Origin of the sequence: Umezawaea tangerina, from assembly GCF_003002815.1 — a bacterium.
Taxonomy (GTDB): domain Bacteria; phylum Actinomycetota; class Actinomycetes; order Mycobacteriales; family Pseudonocardiaceae; genus Umezawaea; species Umezawaea tangerina.
On record NZ_PVTF01000023.1, the window covers coordinates 125,781 to 142,802 of the forward strand.

Genomic DNA, 17,022 nt, shown 5'->3' on the forward strand with positions numbered 1-17,022 from the left:
ACATGCGAATAGAGTCCGTCACCGCGCACGCGTTCGGCCCGCTGGCCGACCGGACCCTGGAGCTGGCGCCGGGGCTGACGGTCGTCGCGGGCGCCAACGAGTCGGCGAAGTCCTCCTGGCACGCCGCGATCTACGCGGCGCTGTGCGGACGCCGCCGCGGCCGGGGCGCGCTGACGACACCGGAGCGCCGGTTCGCCGAGCTGCACAAGCCGTGGCACGACAAGGACTGGAAGGTCTCCTCCGTCGTGGTGCTGGACGACGGGCGGCGGGTCGGGCTGCACCAGGACCTCGCGGGCAAGTCGGGCTGCCGGGCGACGGACCTGGGGCTGGACCAGGACATCAGCGCCGAGGTGATGTTCGAGGGCGCGCCGGACGCGAGCCGGTGGCTGGGGCTTGACCGCAAGTCGTTCGCCGCCACGGCGTGCGTGAACCAGGCCGAGCTGCTGGGCGTGCTGACCGCGGCGAACGGGCTGCAGGACCACCTGCAGCGGGCCGCGGCCACCGCCGGTGCCGACGCGACCGCGGCCGCCGCGCTGGCGGGCCTGGACGCGTTCCACCGCGACCACGTCGGCCAGGAGCGGCCGAAGTCCACCAAGCCCCTCCAGGTGGCCAAGAACCGGCTCAACCAGGCCAAGCACGACCTGGCGGAGGCGCGGGGCGCGCACCAGCGGTACCTGGAGCTGGTGGAGGAGGCCGAGATCCGCCGCGCCGAGGCCGACGCGGCCGCCGAGCTCGCCGAACGGGCCGACACCGCGGCGACCGCGCTCGACGAGCTGCTGAGCGCGACCCGCGCGCACACCGCCGCGGAGCGCAAGGCGTTGCGGTCCAAGGAGAAGGCCGACGACCGGGCGGCCGAGGTCGCCAAGGCCGAGCGGCGGCTGGCGCGGACGAAGGAGCTGGACGAGAGGTTCGGCGGCACCCCGCCCGCCGGGTTGGCCGCGCAGGAGGAGGTGACCCGGATCGTGCACGCCGCCCTCGCGGCGTGGCGGGCGGCGCCGTCGTCGCGCAAGCTCACCGGGTCCTCGTCGGCCGAGCTGCGCCAGGAGCTGGCCGCCGTGCCCGACCCGCCGACCGGCGACACCGAGGTGGCGCCCCGGATCCGCGAGCTCGCGCTGGCCCGTGAACGCGCGCTCGCCGTCGTGTCCGCGCACGAGGGCCGCCGACCCGCGATCGCCGATCAGATCGGCGACCCGAAGCTCACCGCGGCGCTGGCCGCCGGACCGGCCGTCGTGCGCGAGCTGGCCGCCGCGCTCGACGCGCCACCGCCACCGCCCGCGAAGACCGGTCTGCGCACGGCGATGTCCGTGCTGGCCGGGGTGGTGGGCGTCGCGGGCATCGCGCTGCTGGTGGCCGGGCGGCTGCTGCCCGGTCTCGCGCTGCTCACGCCCGCGCTGTTCGTCGGCGTGCTGCGGATCGTCGAGTCCGCCACGTCCGACGGCCGCGACGCCGGGCAGCACATCCGCCGCACGAGCCCGGCCGTGGTCGAGGCGTCCTCCCGGTGCGCGGTGCTCGGCCTGCCCGCGGAGCCGCTGGTGCTCCAGGAGCTGGCGACCAGGGCGGAGCGGCAGATCGGCCTGCGCGCGGGCCGCGCGGTGTGGGACCAGCACCAGCTCCAGTACACCGAGGCCGTCACCGCGCGGGACGACGAGCTGCGCTCGGCGTTGGTGGACAAGGGTTACACCGAACCCGACCTCCCCGTGGCCGAGCTGCTCGCGCTGTACGAGCGGGCGTGCGCGATCGCCGCCCGGCAGGCCGCGATGGCCGCGCAGCGGGACGTGCTGACGCGGGCGGTCGAGGAGCGCGACCGCGCCGAGGAGGCCGCGGTGGAGGTCGCGGCCGTGCGCGCTAAAGCGTTGGCGCTGGTGCGCGACGCCGTGCGGGCGGCGGACAAGAACGCCGCCGTCACGCAGGCCACCACCGCCGCGGAGCTGCTGGCGTCGTTGAACAGGTGGCAGCGCGGCTGGGAGGACCAGCTCCGCGCCGCCGCGGCGGAACGCGACGCGTGGACCGAGCTGACGACGCTGCTGGCCGACTCCACCCCGGACGAGCTGGCCGCGGGGCTCGTGGTGACCTGCGCGGAGCACGCGACCCTGCTGGCCGAGGCCGAGCACGACGCCGAGGAGGCCGCCACCGCGCTGGTCCGGCGCGACGAGCTGGCGGCGGCGTGCGGGACGACCGGGGACGCCGAGGAGGTCGAGGCGCTGCTGGCCGAGGCGCGGACCGCCGTCACCACCGCCCGCGCCGAGGCGCGCCAGGTGGCCAGCGCCGCCGACGAGCTCGGCGGCGCGCTCGCCGAACGGGGCCGCACGCTGCCGGACGTGCCCGAGGCCGAGGAGGCGCTGGCGGCCGCACAGGAGGAGCTGGCCGCGATCACGGGCCTGTCCGCCACGCTGAAGGCCACCGGCGGGTACATCGCCGCCGCGCAGGCCGCCGTGCACCGCGACATCGCGCCGTCGCTGGCGGTGACGCTGCGCAGCCGGCTGCCCGGCATCACCGACGGCCGCTACACCGACGCCCGTGTGGACCCGGCGACGCTGAAGGTCAGCGTCCGCGGCCCGTCGGGCCCGTGGCGACCCGCGGCGAACCTGTCGCTGGGCACCGCGGAGCAGGTGTACCTGCTGCTGCGCTTCGCGCTGGCCGAGCACCTGTCGGTCACCGGCGAGACGTGCCCGCTGCTGCTCGACGACATCACCGTGCAGGCCGACGACGGCCGCACCACGGCCATCCTGGACCTGCTGCTCAAGCTGGCCACCGAGCGCCAGGTCGTGCTGTTCGCCCAGGAGACCGCGGTGCTCGACTGGGCCCGCGAGCACCTGGACGGCGAGCACGACGCCCTGCGCGAGCTGACCCGCATCCCGGTGGAGTAGCACCGTCCACAGTGGACCTCTTCGGTGACGCGCACCGCGGGGGCGTCCGCATGGCACAGTTGAACCGTGCAGGTGAGGATTCTGGGCCCGCTGGAGGTGACCGAGGACGGCGTCCCGGTCGCGATCGGCGGTGCCCGGCTGCGGACCCTGCTGGTGCGGCTGGCCGTCGGGGTCGGCCGGGTGGTGACCGTCGACGAGCTGGCCGACGCGCTGTGGCCGCACGACCTGCCGGTCGACCGGGTCAACTCGGTGCGGTCGCTGGTCGCCAGGCTGCGCCGCGCCCTGCCGGACCCGGCCGTGCTGTGCTCGGCGCCCGCGGGCTACCGGCTCGACCTGCCGCCGGACGCGGTCGACGCGCACGCGTTCGAACGGCTGGCGCGGTCGGGCGAGGACGGCGACCGGCGGGCGGCGTTGGCGCTGTGGCGCGGACGGGCGCTGCTGGACGCGGGCGACGCGGAGTACGCCACCGCCTACGCGGCCCGGCTCGACGAGGCCAGGCTGACCGCCGTCGAGGCGTGCGCCGAGGCCGACCTCGCGGCGGGCGGGCACGACCGCGTGGTCGCCGAGCTGACCGGACTGGCCGCCCGGCACCCGTTGCGCGAGCCCCTGCACGCCTTGCTGCTGCGTGCTTTGCACGCGGCCGACCGGCGGTCCGAGGCGCTCGCGGTCTACGAGGACGTGCGGCGCAGGCTGGCCGACGAGCTGGGCACCGACCCGTCCGCGGAGCTGCGGCAGGTCCACCAGGCGCTGCTGCGCACCGACGCCGCACCCGCCCGCGGCACCCTCCCCGCGGCCCTGACCAGCTTCGTCGGCCGCGAGGCCGAGGTCGAGCGGGTCACCTCGCTGCTCACCACGACCAGGCTGGTCACGCTCGTCGGGCCGGGCGGCGCGGGCAAGACCCGGTTGGCGACGACCGCGGCGCGGCTGCTGCCGGGCGGCGCGTGGCTCGTGGAGCTGGCACCGGTCACCGACCCGGCCGACGTGCCCGTCGCCGTCCTGGGCGCGCTCGGCATCCGCGAGAAGCGCAACCCGGACCCCGACCTGCCGCCCGCCGACACCACCGACCGGTTGGTGGACCTGTTGTCCCGCAGCGACTCGGTGATCGTGCTGGACAACTGCGAGCACGTGGTCGACGCCGCCGCCCGGCTCGCCGAGGAGCTGCTGGGCCGCTGCCCGAGGCTGCTGATCCTGGCCACCAGCCGGGAACCGCTCGGCGTGTTCGGCGAGACCCTGCACCCGGTCCCGACGCTGGCCGTGCCGAAGGCGGCGCCCTCGGTCGCCGAGGCCGTCGCGAGCCCGGCCGTGCGGCTGCTCGTCGACCGCGCCGCGGCCGTGCGGCCCGGTTTCGCCGTGGACGAGGCGAACGCGGCCGACGTGGCGGAGATCTGCCGCAGGCTCGACGGGCTGCCGCTGGCCGTCGAGCTGGCGGCCGCGCGGCTGCGGTCGCTGTCGCTGCGGCAGCTGGCCGACCGCCTCGACGACCGGTTCCGCCTGCTCACCGGCGGCAGCCGCACGGCGCTGCCCCGCCACCAGACGCTGCGCGCGGTCGTGGCGTGGAGCTGGGACCTGCTGGGCGAGCGGGAGCGGTCGTTCGCCGAGCGGCTGGCGGTGTTCCCGGCCGCGATCAGCCTGGACGCCGCCGAGCACGTGCGCCCCGGCGAGGGCCTGGACCTGCTCACGGCGTTGGCGGACAAGTCGTTGCTCCAGGTCGTCGACGCGCCGGAGCCGTACTTCCGGATGCTGGAGACGATCAAGGAGTTCGCCCTCGAACGGCTCGTCGAACGCGGGGAGGCCACCGCCGCGCGCCGGGAGCACGCGGCGTACTTCCTCGACTTCGCCGAGACCGCCGAGCCGTACCTGCGGGGGCCTGACCAGGTCGTGTGGCTCGGCAAGCTGCTCCTGGAACGCGACAACCTGGTGGCGGCGCTGCACTTCGCCGCCGACACCGGCGACGCGGACACCGCCGTGCGGCTGGGCGCGTCGCTGGGCATGTTCGGCTGGATCCTGGGCACCACCTCCGACACCGGCGCGTGGCTGCGGATCGCGTTGAACGTGCCCGGCGAGCAACCCGAGCCCGCGCGGACGATCACCGCCGCGCTGTACCTGCTCAACGGCTCCCTGTGGAGCGGCGGCAGCGAACGGGAACGGCTGATCGCCGAGTACCGCGAGGCGCTGGCGGTGGTGGACGTCCACCGGGCGCACCCGGTGCTCGCCCTGTTCGAGCCGATGTTCGCGATCGTCACCGACGACGTCGCCCTCGGGGTCGCCCTGGTCGACCAGCGGCTCGACCACCCCGACCCGTGGACCAGGGCGGCGCTGTGGATGGTGCGCGGGATCGTCCGGGAGAACGACGGCGACATGGACGGCATGCGGCGCGACATGGCGGAAGCCGTGGCCGGGTTCCGCGCGGTCGGCGACCGGTTCGGGCTGTCGCAGTCGCTGTCGTCGCTGGCCGAGGGCCACCTGCTGTTCGGTGACCACGAGGAGGCGATCGAGGCGATCGAGGAGTCGATCTCGCTGCGCCTCGAGCTCCAGCGCGACGACGACGTGTCGCACGACCGGCTCATGCTCGCCAGGATCCGCGCGCACAACGGCGACCAGTCGTCGGCGCGCGCGGAGTACGAGGCGATCACGAAGGAGGGCGGCCGGGGGCTGGTGTCCAGCCACAGCGTCACGTTCGCGCACTCCGCGCTCGGCGACATGGACCGCCTCGACGGCGACCTCGACGCCGCGGACCGGCACTACTCGGCGGCCATGGCGGCGTTGGAGGACTCCGTCGTCGTGGCCCCGCAGCTGCGCGCGCTGGTGCTCGCGTCGAAGGCGCACGTGCGGGCGGCCAGGTCGGACGTGCCCGCGGCGTGGGCGCTGCTGGGGCAGGCGGTCGAGCAGGCGTTGACCACGAAGGACATGCCGGTGCTGGCCAGGATCGCCGTCACCGTGGCGGCCGTGCACGCGCACGTCGGCGACCACTCCGCCGCCGCGCTGGTGCTGGGGGCCGCCGAGCAGCTGCGCGGCGCGCCGGACGTGCTCAACCCCGACCTCGTCGTGCTGGGCCCGCTGCTGCGCAAGGCGATGGGCGACGCCGCGTACGACGCCGCCCACGCCAAGGGCCGCGGTCTCGACCGCGCGTCGGCGATCGATCAGGTGCGGCGGCGGTAGGCGCGGACCGCGAGCGGCGCGAACACCGCGAGGATCCCGACCGACCACACCAGCACCCAGACCACGTGGTCGCCCAGCGGACCGCCGAGCATCAGGGCTCGCGAGGCCTCCATCATGTGCGCCACCGGGTTCACCCCCACCCAGGACTGCAGCCAGCCCGGCAGGGTGTCCTTCGGCGCGATCATGCTGGTGCCGAACGTCAGCGGGAACATGATCACGAACGCCGTGCCCTGCACCGCGCCGGGCGTGCGCATCACCATCCCGATCAGCACGACCACCCAGCTCAGGCAGAACGCGAAGAAGGTCGTCAGCACGCACGCGGCGAGCACCGACCCGACGCCGGTCTGGAACCGGAAGCCCATGAGCGACGCGAAGACCAGCAGCGACACGATCGCGACCACGTACCGGATGAGGTCGCCCGCCACCGACCCGATCAGCGGCGCGGACCGGCCGATCGGGAGGCTCCGGAACCGGTCGAACACGCCCTTGCCGATGTCGGTGTTCAGGTTCACCCCGGTGGCCATCCCGCCGAACATGACCGTCTGCACCATGATCGCGGGCACGAGGAACTGGAGGTACTTGCCCGTGTCGCCCGCGATGGCGCCGCCGAGCAGGTACACGAACACCACCACGAAGATCACCGGCTGGATCGTCACGTCCAGCAGCTGCTCGGGGGTGCGCAGGGTCTTGAGGACGCTGCGCCTGGCCAGCGCGAGGCTGTGCCGGGCGAGACCGAAGGGCCTGGGCTCGATCCGCGCGGGCGCGGTCAGCCGCGGTTCGGCGAGCGCGGTCATGCCGCCTCCTGCTGGGTGTGGTGGCCGGTGAGGGTGAAGAAGACCTCGTCGAGGCTGGGCAGCCGCAGCGACAGCTCGGTCACCGCGATCCGCTCCTGGGCGAGCCTGCGGACGATCTCGGTGAACGCCGCGTCGCCGTCGACCGGCACCGTCAGCACCCCTCGGGCGGGTGACTCCACCTGCCGGTCGGCGACGGCGCCCGCGATCGCGGAGGCCGTGACCAGGTCGGCCGGGTCGGCGGGCCGGATGAGCACGGTCTGGCCGCCGACGACCCGCTTGAGCTCGCCCGGCGTGCCGTTCGCGATGACCTTCCCGTGGTCGATGACGGAGATCGTGTCCGCCAGCGCGTCGGCCTCCTCCAGGTACTGCGTGGTCAGCAGCACCGTGACCCCGTCGTCGGCGAGGGAGCGGACCATCGACCACACGTCCTCCCGCTTCGCCGGGTCCAGCCCGGTCGTCGGCTCGTCGAGGTAGATCACCTCCGGCCGCCCGACCAGGCTCGCGGCCAGGTCCAGCCGCCTGCGCATGCCGCCCGAGTACGTCTTGACCTGCTTGCCCGCCGCCTCGCTCAACCCGAACCCGGCCAGCAGCTCCACCGCCCGCGCCTTCGCGTCCGGCGTCCGCAGGTCCAGCAGCTGCCCGATCAGCACCAGGTTCTGCGTGCCCGTCAGGTCCTCGTCGACCGACGCGTACTGACCCGTCAGCCCGATCAGCCGCCGCACCTTCGCCGCGTCCCGCACCACGTCGAACCCGCCCACGGTCGCCCGCCCCGCGTCCGGTCTCAGCAACGTCGCCAGGATCCGCACCGCGGTCGTCTTCCCCGCCCCGTTCGGGCCCAGCACCCCCAGCACGCTCCCCTGCTCCGCCGCCAGCTCGATCCCCGCCAGCGCCGTCGTCTTCCCGTACCTCTTGACCAGGCCCTCGGCCTGGAAAGCCCATGGCATGGGGCTCTCCCCCTCGTGGTTGTGCGAACTGCGCACCACCCTGCCCACCCGCCGTGCCAAACCCGGCACAACTCCATGTCACCCCATGTCACCCCACCCGCATAACCCATCAGAGGCGACCGGCCACGGCGGGTACACCACAAGTCGGCCCACCACTCCAACAAATGCACACGATGGTGTGACAACTCTTCGGTAGGTCTATTTGACCCTTACGTTTTCGACGAGTGGCATCGCGACACCGGAGGAAACGTGGACTCGGCGACAGCGACAGCGATCCAGGACGAGGTGGCGGAACGCCTCGTGTTCGCGAACGGCCTCCTCAGCGCCGTCAGACTGCCCGGCGGCATCTGGCCGAGGTGCTGCGTCTGGCTGCTCCGCACCGCCCTCGAACGCACCGTCTCCGCCGTCCTGCGCTCCCACGACGAACCCGACACCTCCCCCCGCACCGACCTGCTCACCCTCCCGCTCTACGCGGACCCCCGCATCGCCAGCGCCACCTCCCGGCTCTGGGAAGCGCTGACCCGCGTCGCCAACCACCAGGACTACGAACTGGCACCGACGGCCGCGGAACTGCGCAAGTGGCACACCGAGGCGGTCCGCACGACCACCGCGCTGTTCGCCGAGGTGGATACCGCCGCGCGGTGAGGTAACCCATTCCGCAGATATGCGGAATGAAAGCTATTTTGATTCGCCTTCACCTTTCCTGTCATCCGTACGAGTGAATGCACGCATTCAACATTCACATTCCCCGTTCGGAACGACCGGCCTCTCCATTACCCTCCGATTCCAGGAGTCCGACCACGCCTGGCAACCGTTCGGTCGCGGAGGGTGTGCGGGAGGGAGTGCCATGTCGATGCCACAGGGCGGCGCCACCATGCGAGTGGACCCCGCGGAGGTGGTCCGCCTCAAGACCCGGCTGGAGGCGGTGCGGGCGACTGTCTCGGACTTCGTCCTCGCCAACAGCCACGCGCTTGCCGTCGTCCCGTTCGCCGAGGACGACGTGTCCCAGGACGCGGCGAAGGACTTCACCGCGAACGCGGACCAGGCGATCGACGTAACACGGCAGTTCATCGACCAGCTGAACCTCACAATCGAAGGCCTCCAAGGGGCTGTCGATACCTACCAGTTGGCGGACGACACCCACGCCATGGCGATGAAGAACCTCGGCACCGGAATCGGGCGATGATGACTCGGCACCTGGTGACGGCGACCGCCCTGCTGCTTCTCCTGGCAGCCTGCGGCACCTCCGCGGGCGGCACCGCCAAACCGGCGGCCTCCACAAGCCCGACGAGCTCGCCGACCTCTGTGTCGGCTTCAACAGGCCCCTCGACAGGCCTCTCGTCCAGCAGGCCCAAGGAGGTCCGGATCGACGGGAGAAACCCCTGCGAGCTGATGACCGGGCAGCAGGCGTCCGCCATCGCCCAGACCTTGTCGTCACGGCAGTACGTCGACCAGACGTTCAAGTCACCCAACTGCATGTTCGAGGCCACCGGCGCGTTCTGGAACATCACCACGGTCGTGACCGAGGGCTTCGAGGTGTGGACCAGCGGCAAACGGCAGGGACAGCCGACCGCGATCGCGCCGGTCGACGGGTTCCCCGCGATCACGGTCACCCGCTCCGGCGACGAGGCCCGGTGCGATGTAGCCGTCGACGTGGCGGACGGGCAGTACCTGTTCACCGGGTTCGAGGTGAGCAAAAGCTTCACGGATCGCTTTCCGAAGCCGTGTGACGGGGCCAGGGCGGTTGCGGAGGCGGCTATGCAGAACCTGACGAAGTAAGGGGGATCGTCATGCCGGTGGGGAACCACAACTTCGACGCGCAGTCACACAAGCAGCTCTACGACAAGATCCACAGCAGTGCCGATGCCGCTCTGGCGCAGGCGACGAATGACGCGTGGTTGAGCTTCCGTGCGGTCATGGGGAATGCGAAGTCGGAGGTGGAGTCGGCGCTGCGGGACGCGAAGGTGTCGTGGACGGGTGCGGCCAGTGACTCGTTCGGCGGTGGGATGGCGCCGTTAGTGCAGTGGGCGGAGAACGCCCGTGCCGCCGGGGTCGAGAGCCATGACGCGTTCCAGGCGCAGCAGTCGTACTACACGGGGACGCGGGAACGGATGCCCGAGCCGGTGGTGGTGTCGTCGACGGCCAACGACGACTTCTTCGGGATCCCGGCCGGGATGACGCACCTGGTCGGTGGACAGACGGACCAGGACGTGGAGGAGCAGCGGGCGCTTGAGGCCAAGCGTGAGGCTGTGCGGATGATGAACGGGTACCAGGGCGGTGCGGCGGAGGCGGTGTCGCGGGTGGGCGCGTTCACGCCGCCGCCGACCGTGACCGTGGAGGTGCCTGCGCCGCGGGTGGAGCAGTCGGTGGAGCAGCGGCAGTACTCACGGGAGTTCGGTGAGCGGTTCGGCGCCGGCGAGACAACGACCCAGGCTGCTTCGACACCAGCGCCGCAGACTCAGCAAAGCGCCGTGGTGCCACCCACGGGTTTGGCCCAGGGCAACGCTTTCCCGTCGCCGCAGACCGCGCAGGGCTCGACGCACGTGTCCACTTCCGTTGCACCGCTGGCGGCACACCACTCCCCTGCGGGCACTACCGCCTCGTCGTCCACTACCTCGACACCTGGCCGCAATGTTCCAGGTGGGACAACCACAGGCGGTCAAAGCGTCGGGAACATGGGACCCGGCGCACGCGGCGGCGGCAGTTCAGGAATCGGGATCAGCACGCGCGGCGGCGGTTCAGGTCTCGGGGTCGACATGCGCGGCGGCGGTCCAGGAATCGGGACCGGCACGCGCGGTGGCGGCCCAGGGTCATCCACACCCAACGGTCCGACCGTCTCCGGCCGACCAGAACAGCCCGGCCAACCGGTGGGGCGTGGCAAGTCCGGCAGCTCCGCGACCGAACCGGCGCTCGGTGTCCGGCCGGGCCTCAAAGGCGCGGCGGGGATGGCGATGGGTGGGGTTCCGCAAGGGGTGCAGGGCGAGGAGGACGGGGAGCACAAGGCCGCCGAGTACCTCCAGGAGCTGGACGACGTGTGGGGCGGGGACGACGTTCTGGTCGCTCCCCCGGTGATCGGGGACGACCAGCGGTGAGCCGGTTCGTACTGACCCGCCTGGAGTACGACCTGTGCTGGGAGCACCTGCGGCTCGGCGAGCAGCCGACGGCATTGGCGATCCCTGGTCACGGCAAGACGTTGGAGGAGCGGCGGGAGCTGTTCCACCACGCCTGGCGGGGGCTGGGTGAGCGGAGGCTCACCGGTCGTGGGGAGCTGGATCCGGTGCTCGCGGAGCGGTTGCGAGTCCTTGCCCGACCGGAGCGTGAGGTGGACGCGCGGCTGCGGTTGGACCGGCACGGTCCGCGGACGCGGGCGATGGGTGCGGCCCACAACGGGAAGGCGGTCGTCGCGGTGCTCACGGCCGAGGAGCTGACTCTTGACGCTGTGGAGGAGTCCGGGCTGGCGGGCGCGCTCGTGGGGCTTCTCCCCGCGGCACCCGTACCCAGGTCGCGCTCGATCACGATGCCCGGCGAGCTGCTGGATCGTGCGGCCGCCGCCGGTGTGCGGATGGAGCAGGTGCTGCGGGAGGGCGGCCTGACGGGGCAGGACGCGCGGCAGGTCTGCGCGGTGCTGGGTGACGTGGTCGCGATGGGCCAGTTCGGTGCGGCACATCGTCGTGATCACCAAGGACATCCGGGGCCGCGGCGACGGGCGTCGTATGTCGTGTCGTTCTACGACACCCCGGAGGGCCGGTGGCAGTTCACCCGGCGACGGGGGTGGGCGACGCTGGCGGCCGCCGACCACCCGCGGCTGACGTCGGCGGTCACGGAACTGCTCGCGGACAGCACGCGGTAAGCGAGAACCTGCGACGGAGGTACCGGCCGTTCCGTGGCGTGTGGGGCTTCGGCGGCTGCCCGAAATTGTCGTACCCCGTGGTTAGCGTGGGGGTATGACGGAGATCGTGTTCCACCCGGCAGGGTCGGTGCCGGGTCCTGAGGAGCGGTTGGCCGAGCTCGGGCTGAGGGTGGGGTACCTGGACGAGGCGATCTGGGCCGGGGTGAACGCGCGCATGTCGGCGCCGCCGTTGGGGCCCACCAACGGGCCTGGGTTGTTGGACTGGATCCATCGGGTGGGGCGGTTGCGGGAGGTGCTGGTCGGGCAGGGGTGGAGTCGGTACGACAAGTGGAACGCGGGGCTGGTGAGGCATCCGAGCAAGCCGGTCGTGCTGGGGGCGTTGCAGGGGAACCGGCACACCGGTGACGAGGCCGCGAAGCTGCGCAGCGACTATACCAAGGGTCCGGCGATCACGGCGATGACGCAGGACAACGACCACGACCAGTTCAGCCTGTTCGCGGACTTCGAGCGGAACGGGGGCCTGAAGCTGTGGTTCCTGGTGACGTTCCCGACGGTGCGGGACGGGCGGTTGGTGGTGCTGCGGGAGGTGTCGCAGCCGGAGCCGACGCCGCAGGGGCAGGTGATCGACCACTGGGCGCATCGGATCGTGCTGCCGCCCTACGACTTCGGGCCGATGGTGGGCGGAGAGGAGGACGGTGCCGTGGAGGTGGACTTCCCGGTGACGTTGCGGTGACACCACCCGCCCAGGCGTGACCCAACTTCCAGCCGCAGCCGGCAAGGCATCCGCGCTTCGCCGGATCGTGCCCTGTACCGGACAGGGCGTCCTGCTTCGCACCGGACGAAGCATCCGGACGTCGTGCCGGGTGGGACATCCGGGCTTCGTCGGGCAGAGAGGCGGCTCCGGGGTGGGTGGTGTGGGCGAGGGCGTGATCGAACCCCGTTTGGCGGCTCCGTCGAGGCAGGTACCAGAATGGCGGGATCATGCTCACCGCATCCCGGCTTGTCTTGGCGCGCAAGCGGCGTGGTCTGAGCGCGGGTGCGTTGGCGCGGGTCGTCGGGGTGAGTGCCGCCAGCATCGGTGACTACGAGCGCGGGCGGCGGCAGCCCGATGCCCGTCGGACGGCCGCGTTGGCGGAGGCGTTGGGGTTTCCGGTGGGGTTCCTGGAAGCGCCGGACGAGGACGAGCTGCCCGTGGGGGCGGTGGCGTTCCGGGCGGCGGGGCGGGTGCCCGCGGTGAGGCGGGACGCGGCGGTGGCCGTGGGGCGGTTGGCGATCGGGGTGAACCGGTGGTTGGAGCGGACGTTCTCGTTGCCCACCGCGGACGTCCCCACGTTGGACCACCCCGACCCGGAGACGGCGGCGGAGATGGTGCGCGCCCGCTGGCGGTTGGGGACGGGAGTGGCGCCGAACGTGGTGCACCTGTTGGAGGCGCACGGGGTTCGGGTGTTCTCGTTGCCCGCGGACTGCGCGGAGGTGGACGCGTTCTCGTTCCGGAGCGGGGGAACGCCCTACGTGTTCCTGAACCCGACGACGTCGGGTGAGCGGGGGCGGTTCGACGCGGCGCACGAGCTGGGGCACCTGGTGCTGCACGGGAACGGGCGGCCGGTGGACGCGGAGGAGCAGGCGAACGCGTTCGCGGGCGCGTTCCTGATGCCGAGGGCCGGGGTGGTGGCGTCGGTGCCCCGTGGCCCGGTCACCGAACAGGTGCTCGGCCACCGGGCGCGCTGGCGGGTGTCGGCGTTGGCGTTGACCTACCGGTTGCGGGATATGGGGTTGCTGACCGCCGAGCAGTACGGCGCGGTGTGCGCGGAGCTGAGCGGGCGCGGTTACCGGATCGCGGAGCCGGACGGCGTGGTGGCCCGTGAAGGGTCCTTGCTGTTGGCCAAGGTGTTCCGGGTGTTGCGCGAGCGGGGGACGACACCGCAGCAGGTTGCGCGGGAACTGTTGCTGGACGGGGCCGAACTGGACGGTCTGCTGTTCGGGCTGGTGCTGACAGTGCTGCCGGGCGCACGGCGGACCAGCGCCCGGCAGGGGCGGTTGTCGCTGGTGCGGTGAGTCACCGGCGGCGCTTGCCCCACAGCGGCAGGATGGGCGGGAGGTCGCTGAGCAGGGGCTTGGGCGCCTTGGGGGCGATGTCGTCGTCATCGTCCCAGTGCCGCCCGTACTGGTCGGGCAGCTCGCCCCAACCCCAGTAGGGCGCGGGACCGTCCGGGACGAAACCCAGCTGCTCCAACGGGTCCACGCGGTCGGCGCCGACGGTGCACAGGTGCGCCCACTCGTCGCCGAAGTCGAAGACGTAGGCGAACTGGTCACCGGACTTCAGCTTGCCGAGCTTCGTCTTCCCGCTGTCGATCGTCCCCTCCGGCTCGTCGCCGTCCCAGAGGTTCAAGGCGCTGATGCAGGCGCCGCCGAACAGGGTGAACATGTGCATGTGCGCCAGGTCCCACCGGGCGAACGCGACGTCCACAGCCCGTGCGAGCTGGGCGAACGAGTGCGAGCGGGACACCACGAAGTCGCGGCCCGGACGAGGCCAGAACTGCTCACCGCGACCTTCGACGAGCTCCACGCGAATCGACAGCCAGGTACGTGCCACGGCGACAAGATAGTGGATCTCGAACGGGTTGTTCGGCGTTCGGCGAGGAGTGGTCGTTCACCCCCGGCACCGTCGAAGCGTGTCGGCGTGGCCGTTGTGCCAGCTCGCTGGCGCACAGCGGCGGCAGGTCGCGCAGTGCGACGCGGATTTCCGCGATGTGGTAGCTCTGGCACGCATGAACACCCTCGAAGACCTGCGGGACGCGTTGCGCCGGTTCGCCGCGGCACGCGACTGGGACACCTACCACACGCCGAAGAACCTGGTCATGGCCTTGTCCGGTGAGGTGGGCGAGCTGACGGACCTGTTCCAGTGGTTGACGCCGGAGCAGGCCGCGCGGGCCATGGAGGACCCGGAGCTGGCGTGGAACGTGCGCGACGAGCTCGCCGACGTCGTGCACTACCTGGTCAGGTTGGCTGACAAGCTGGACGTGGACCTGGTGGAAGCGGCGTTCGCGAAGATCGAGCGGAACGAGAAGAGGTTCCCCACCGGAGACCTTCGCCCGGTCGAGTGACATGCTCTTCGCTCAACCGGACCAACGCAGGGGGAAATGTTGAACCCGCAAGCGATGAACAGACTCCACATGCACCAGAAGGTCACCCTGATGGTGAACCGGTACGAGATCTTCGCCGACGACGGCGCGGGTGAGCCGGGGGCTCTCATCGCGTTCGTCGAGCAGAAGCGGATGGCGTTCAAGGAGCAGGTCACGATCTACACGGACTCGTCGAAGAACGTGGTGCTGGCGGGCTTCAAGGCCCGCAAGGTGATCGACCTGGCCAGCGGCTACGACGTGGTCGACGGGAACGGCCAGGCGATCGGCTTCTTCCGCAAGGACTTCGGCAAGTCGCTGATCAACTCGACGTGGCACCTCGACCAGCCCGGCGCCCCCACGGCCACCGGTCGGGAGCGCAGCCAGGGCGTGGCGGTGTTCCGCAGGCTGTGGAACTTCATCCCGTTCATCGAGAACTTCCCGTTCCCGATGCGGTACCACTTCGACTTCGTCCGGGGTGCCCAGCCCGTTTTCAACGTCGACAAGAAGACGTGGCTGCGGGACCACTACCTCATCGAGATCAAGGACCCGTACGTCGACCGCCGGGTCGTCATCGCGCAGGCCGTCGCGGTGGACGCGCTCCAGTCGCGGTGATCAGGCGTAGGTGAGGACCAGCAGGACCAGCGCCACCAGCAGGACCACACCGAAGAACGCGGCCAGGGCAGTAGGCGGGGCAGGTGCTCTCTCCCGAGCGTGCCTGCCCCGTTTCCTCTTGCGCGTTCCCGGTTTTCGCGTGCCGCGCCACCACACGGGTACCTCCAGGTCGACGTTCATGGAGATCACGTTAGGCAGCGCCGCCCGGAATGCCCCCTGGGATCACCCGCTCGCAGCAGACTCGTTGCCCGGTCGGCCGCTCAGGGCGATTCGGCCGTGACGCAGCGCCACTCATAGGGTGTCGGTGTGGCTGTCGTCGTAGTGGGAGCGGGAATCGCGGGCCTCGCCTGCGCCAGGGCGTTGACCGGGGCCGGTGTCGAGGTCCGGGTGGTCGAACGCGGCCGGGTGTGCGGCGGCAGGCTGGCGACCAAGCGGTACGGCGGTCGGCGCACCGACATCGGTGCCGCCTACTTCACCGCGCAGGACGACGACTTCGTCGCGCTCGCCGCGAGGTGGCGGGACGCGGGCCTGGTCCGCGAGTGGACCGACACCCTGTCCGTCCTGGACCCCGAGGGCGCCCACCGGACCACCGGCCCGATGCGCTGGGCCGCTCCGGGCGGGTTGCGCTCGCTCGCCGAGGACCTGGCGTCCGGCTTGGACGTGACCACCGGCCACGACGTCGAGTGGATCGAGCCCGGCCCCAAGGTCGACGGTGTCGACGCGGACGCCGTCGTCCTCGCCATGCCGGGCCCGCAGGCCCTGCGCGTCCTGCACCCCGAGCTCGCCGACGCCCGCCAGGCTGTCGAGAACCAGGTCTGGTTGCCGTCCTTGGCCGTCACGCTCGTGTTCCCGGACCGCTCCTGGTCCGACTTCCACGGCGCTTTCGTCAACGACCACCCGATCCTGCAGACCGTGTTCGACGACGGCGAACGCCGCGGCGACAGCGCACCCGTCCTGGTCGCGCACACCACCGCCGACTTCACCGAGCACTACGTCGCCGACCCGACCGCGGCTGCCGACGAGGTCGAAACCGCCGTCCGCACCGTCCTCGGCCTCACCGACCACGCCACCACGACCCACGTCCACCGCTGGACCTACGCCCGCCCATCCCAACCAGGACGCAGCCCGTACCACTTGGACGACCAGCACATTGGCATCGCGGGCGACGCCTGGGGCAGCCCACGGGTCGAAACCGCCTGGACGTCCGGCACCGCACTGGGCCGCGCCCTCGCCACCAGGCTCTCCTGACCCGCGAAAACTGTCGGACCCCCTGAGTAAGTTGTGAATCGGGGGGTCCTCACCACCAGGCGACCCCCGCCCCAGCCTGCCAACACCCCCGGAACGCAAAAAATCCTCAGGGGGAGCACCAGAACTGGTGCTCCCCCTGAGGGAATAATTGTCCCGCGGTGACCTACTCTCCCACACCGTCACCAGTGCAGTACCATCGGCGCAGGAGGGCTTAACTACCGGGTTCGGAATGGGACCGGGTGTTTCCCCTCCGCCATGACCGCGGAAACACTATGAAATTACCAACCCGTAGACACCCGAGTCTCCAGACACCCACCCCAAGGATGGACTCTGGACCCAGGTGGTCCGGTTCGGTTCTTTCAGAACCGCACAGTGGATGCGTAGCGTCTTCGTAAACAAGTCCTCGGCCTATTAGTACCGGTCAAC

16 protein-coding genes and 1 rRNA gene are annotated in these 17,022 nt (G+C 71.6%); 12 read left to right on the forward strand and 5 right to left on the reverse strand.

Going from position 1 to position 17,022, the window contains the following annotated elements; all coding sequences use genetic code 11:
• Positions 1–2: 2 nt before the first annotated feature.
• Together CLV43_RS45015 and CLV43_RS45020 are read left to right on the forward strand one after the other, a co-directional pair.
• Positions 3–2,867, forward strand: coding sequence for an AAA family ATPase (locus CLV43_RS45015; protein WP_106196683.1), 2,865 nt, complete (start codon positions 3–5; stop codon positions 2,865–2,867).
• A 66-nt stretch (positions 2,868–2,933) separates the two neighbouring features.
• The gene (locus tag CLV43_RS45020) at positions 2,934–6,026 is read left to right on the forward strand and encodes an AfsR/SARP family transcriptional regulator (RefSeq protein WP_106196684.1); all 3,093 of its coding nucleotides are present in this window, start codon (positions 2,934–2,936) and stop codon (positions 6,024–6,026) included.
• On the opposite strand, the gene CLV43_RS45025 is transcribed toward CLV43_RS45020, so the two are convergent.
• Positions 6,008–6,820, reverse strand: coding sequence for an ABC transporter permease (locus CLV43_RS45025; protein WP_106196685.1), 813 nt, complete (start codon positions 6,818–6,820; stop codon positions 6,008–6,010). The two genes, CLV43_RS45020 and CLV43_RS45025, sit on opposite strands and share 19 nt — an antisense overlap.
• On the reverse strand, positions 6,817–7,764 hold the full coding sequence (locus tag CLV43_RS45030; RefSeq protein WP_106196717.1) for an ATP-binding cassette domain-containing protein: 948 nt from the start codon (positions 7,762–7,764) through the stop codon (positions 6,817–6,819). Before CLV43_RS45030 ends, CLV43_RS45025 begins: the two co-directional genes overlap by 4 nt.
• A 249-nt stretch (positions 7,765–8,013) precedes the next feature.
• On the opposite strand from CLV43_RS45030, the gene CLV43_RS45035 reads away from it, so the two are divergent.
• From CLV43_RS45035 to CLV43_RS45065, 7 genes are all read left to right on the forward strand, one after another.
• Positions 8,014–8,409 (forward strand): hypothetical protein, encoded by a 396-nt coding sequence (locus tag CLV43_RS45035; RefSeq protein ID WP_106196686.1) that lies wholly within the window; start codon positions 8,014–8,016, stop codon positions 8,407–8,409.
• Positions 8,410–8,617: 208 nt separating this feature from the next.
• Positions 8,618–8,950, forward strand: coding sequence for a PE family protein (locus CLV43_RS48320; protein WP_211304866.1), 333 nt, complete (start codon positions 8,618–8,620; stop codon positions 8,948–8,950).
• A complete protein-coding gene (locus tag CLV43_RS45045; RefSeq protein WP_106196688.1) occupies positions 8,947–9,543 on the forward strand; it encodes a DUF3558 domain-containing protein in 597 nt (198 codons plus the stop codon). Before CLV43_RS48320 ends, CLV43_RS45045 begins: the two co-directional genes overlap by 4 nt.
• Before the next feature lie 11 nt (positions 9,544–9,554).
• Complete coding sequence (locus CLV43_RS45050; RefSeq protein WP_106196689.1) at positions 9,555–10,856, forward strand: PPE domain-containing protein; 1,302 nt, start codon at positions 9,555–9,557, stop codon at positions 10,854–10,856.
• The gene (locus tag CLV43_RS45055; RefSeq protein ID WP_106196690.1) at positions 10,853–11,614 is read left to right on the forward strand and encodes an ESX secretion-associated protein EspG; all 762 of its coding nucleotides are present in this window, start codon (positions 10,853–10,855) and stop codon (positions 11,612–11,614) included. The genes CLV43_RS45050 and CLV43_RS45055 overlap by 4 nt, the downstream gene beginning before the upstream one ends.
• Positions 11,615–11,708: 94 nt before the next feature.
• Positions 11,709–12,347 carry a hypothetical protein gene (locus CLV43_RS45060; RefSeq protein ID WP_106196691.1) on the forward strand — a complete coding sequence of 213 codons (639 nt, stop codon included), beginning with the start codon at positions 11,709–11,711 and terminating at the stop codon, positions 12,345–12,347.
• 248 nt (positions 12,348–12,595) lie between these two features.
• The gene (locus tag CLV43_RS45065) at positions 12,596–13,669 is read left to right on the forward strand and encodes an XRE family transcriptional regulator (RefSeq protein WP_106196692.1); all 1,074 of its coding nucleotides are present in this window, start codon (positions 12,596–12,598) and stop codon (positions 13,667–13,669) included.
• 1 nt (position 13,670) lies between these two features.
• Here the strand turns inward: CLV43_RS45065 and CLV43_RS45070 are convergent, their stop codons facing one another.
• Positions 13,671–14,207 carry an IS1096 element passenger TnpR family protein gene (locus CLV43_RS45070; protein WP_106196693.1) on the reverse strand — a complete coding sequence of 179 codons (537 nt, stop codon included), beginning with the start codon at positions 14,205–14,207 and terminating at the stop codon, positions 13,671–13,673.
• 175 nt (positions 14,208–14,382) lie between these two features.
• Here CLV43_RS45070 and CLV43_RS45075 point away from each other — a divergent pair, with 175 nt between their 5' ends.
• Together CLV43_RS45075 and CLV43_RS45080 are read left to right on the forward strand one after the other, a co-directional pair.
• The gene (locus tag CLV43_RS45075) at positions 14,383–14,718 is read left to right on the forward strand and encodes a nucleotide pyrophosphohydrolase (RefSeq protein WP_106196694.1); all 336 of its coding nucleotides are present in this window, start codon (positions 14,383–14,385) and stop codon (positions 14,716–14,718) included.
• Positions 14,719–14,772: 54 nt separating this feature from the next.
• Positions 14,773–15,348, forward strand: a complete 576-nt coding sequence (locus CLV43_RS45080) for an LURP-one-related family protein (RefSeq protein WP_245887501.1) — start codon at positions 14,773–14,775, stop codon at positions 15,346–15,348.
• Here the strand turns inward: CLV43_RS45080 and CLV43_RS47495 are convergent, their stop codons facing one another.
• On the reverse strand, positions 15,349–15,528 hold the full coding sequence (locus CLV43_RS47495; protein WP_146175159.1) for a hypothetical protein: 180 nt from the start codon (positions 15,526–15,528) through the stop codon (positions 15,349–15,351).
• A gap of 126 nt (positions 15,529–15,654) precedes the next feature.
• Here CLV43_RS47495 and CLV43_RS45085 point away from each other — a divergent pair, with 126 nt between their 5' ends.
• Entirely contained in the window at positions 15,655–16,596 is a 942-nt protein-coding gene (locus CLV43_RS45085) for an NAD(P)/FAD-dependent oxidoreductase (RefSeq protein ID WP_106196696.1), read from the forward strand.
• Positions 16,597–16,746: 150 nt separating this feature from the next.
• Here the strand turns inward: CLV43_RS45085 and rrf are convergent.
• Positions 16,747–16,863 (reverse strand): 5S ribosomal RNA (rrf, locus tag CLV43_RS45090).
• Positions 16,864–17,022 lie beyond the last annotated feature (159 nt).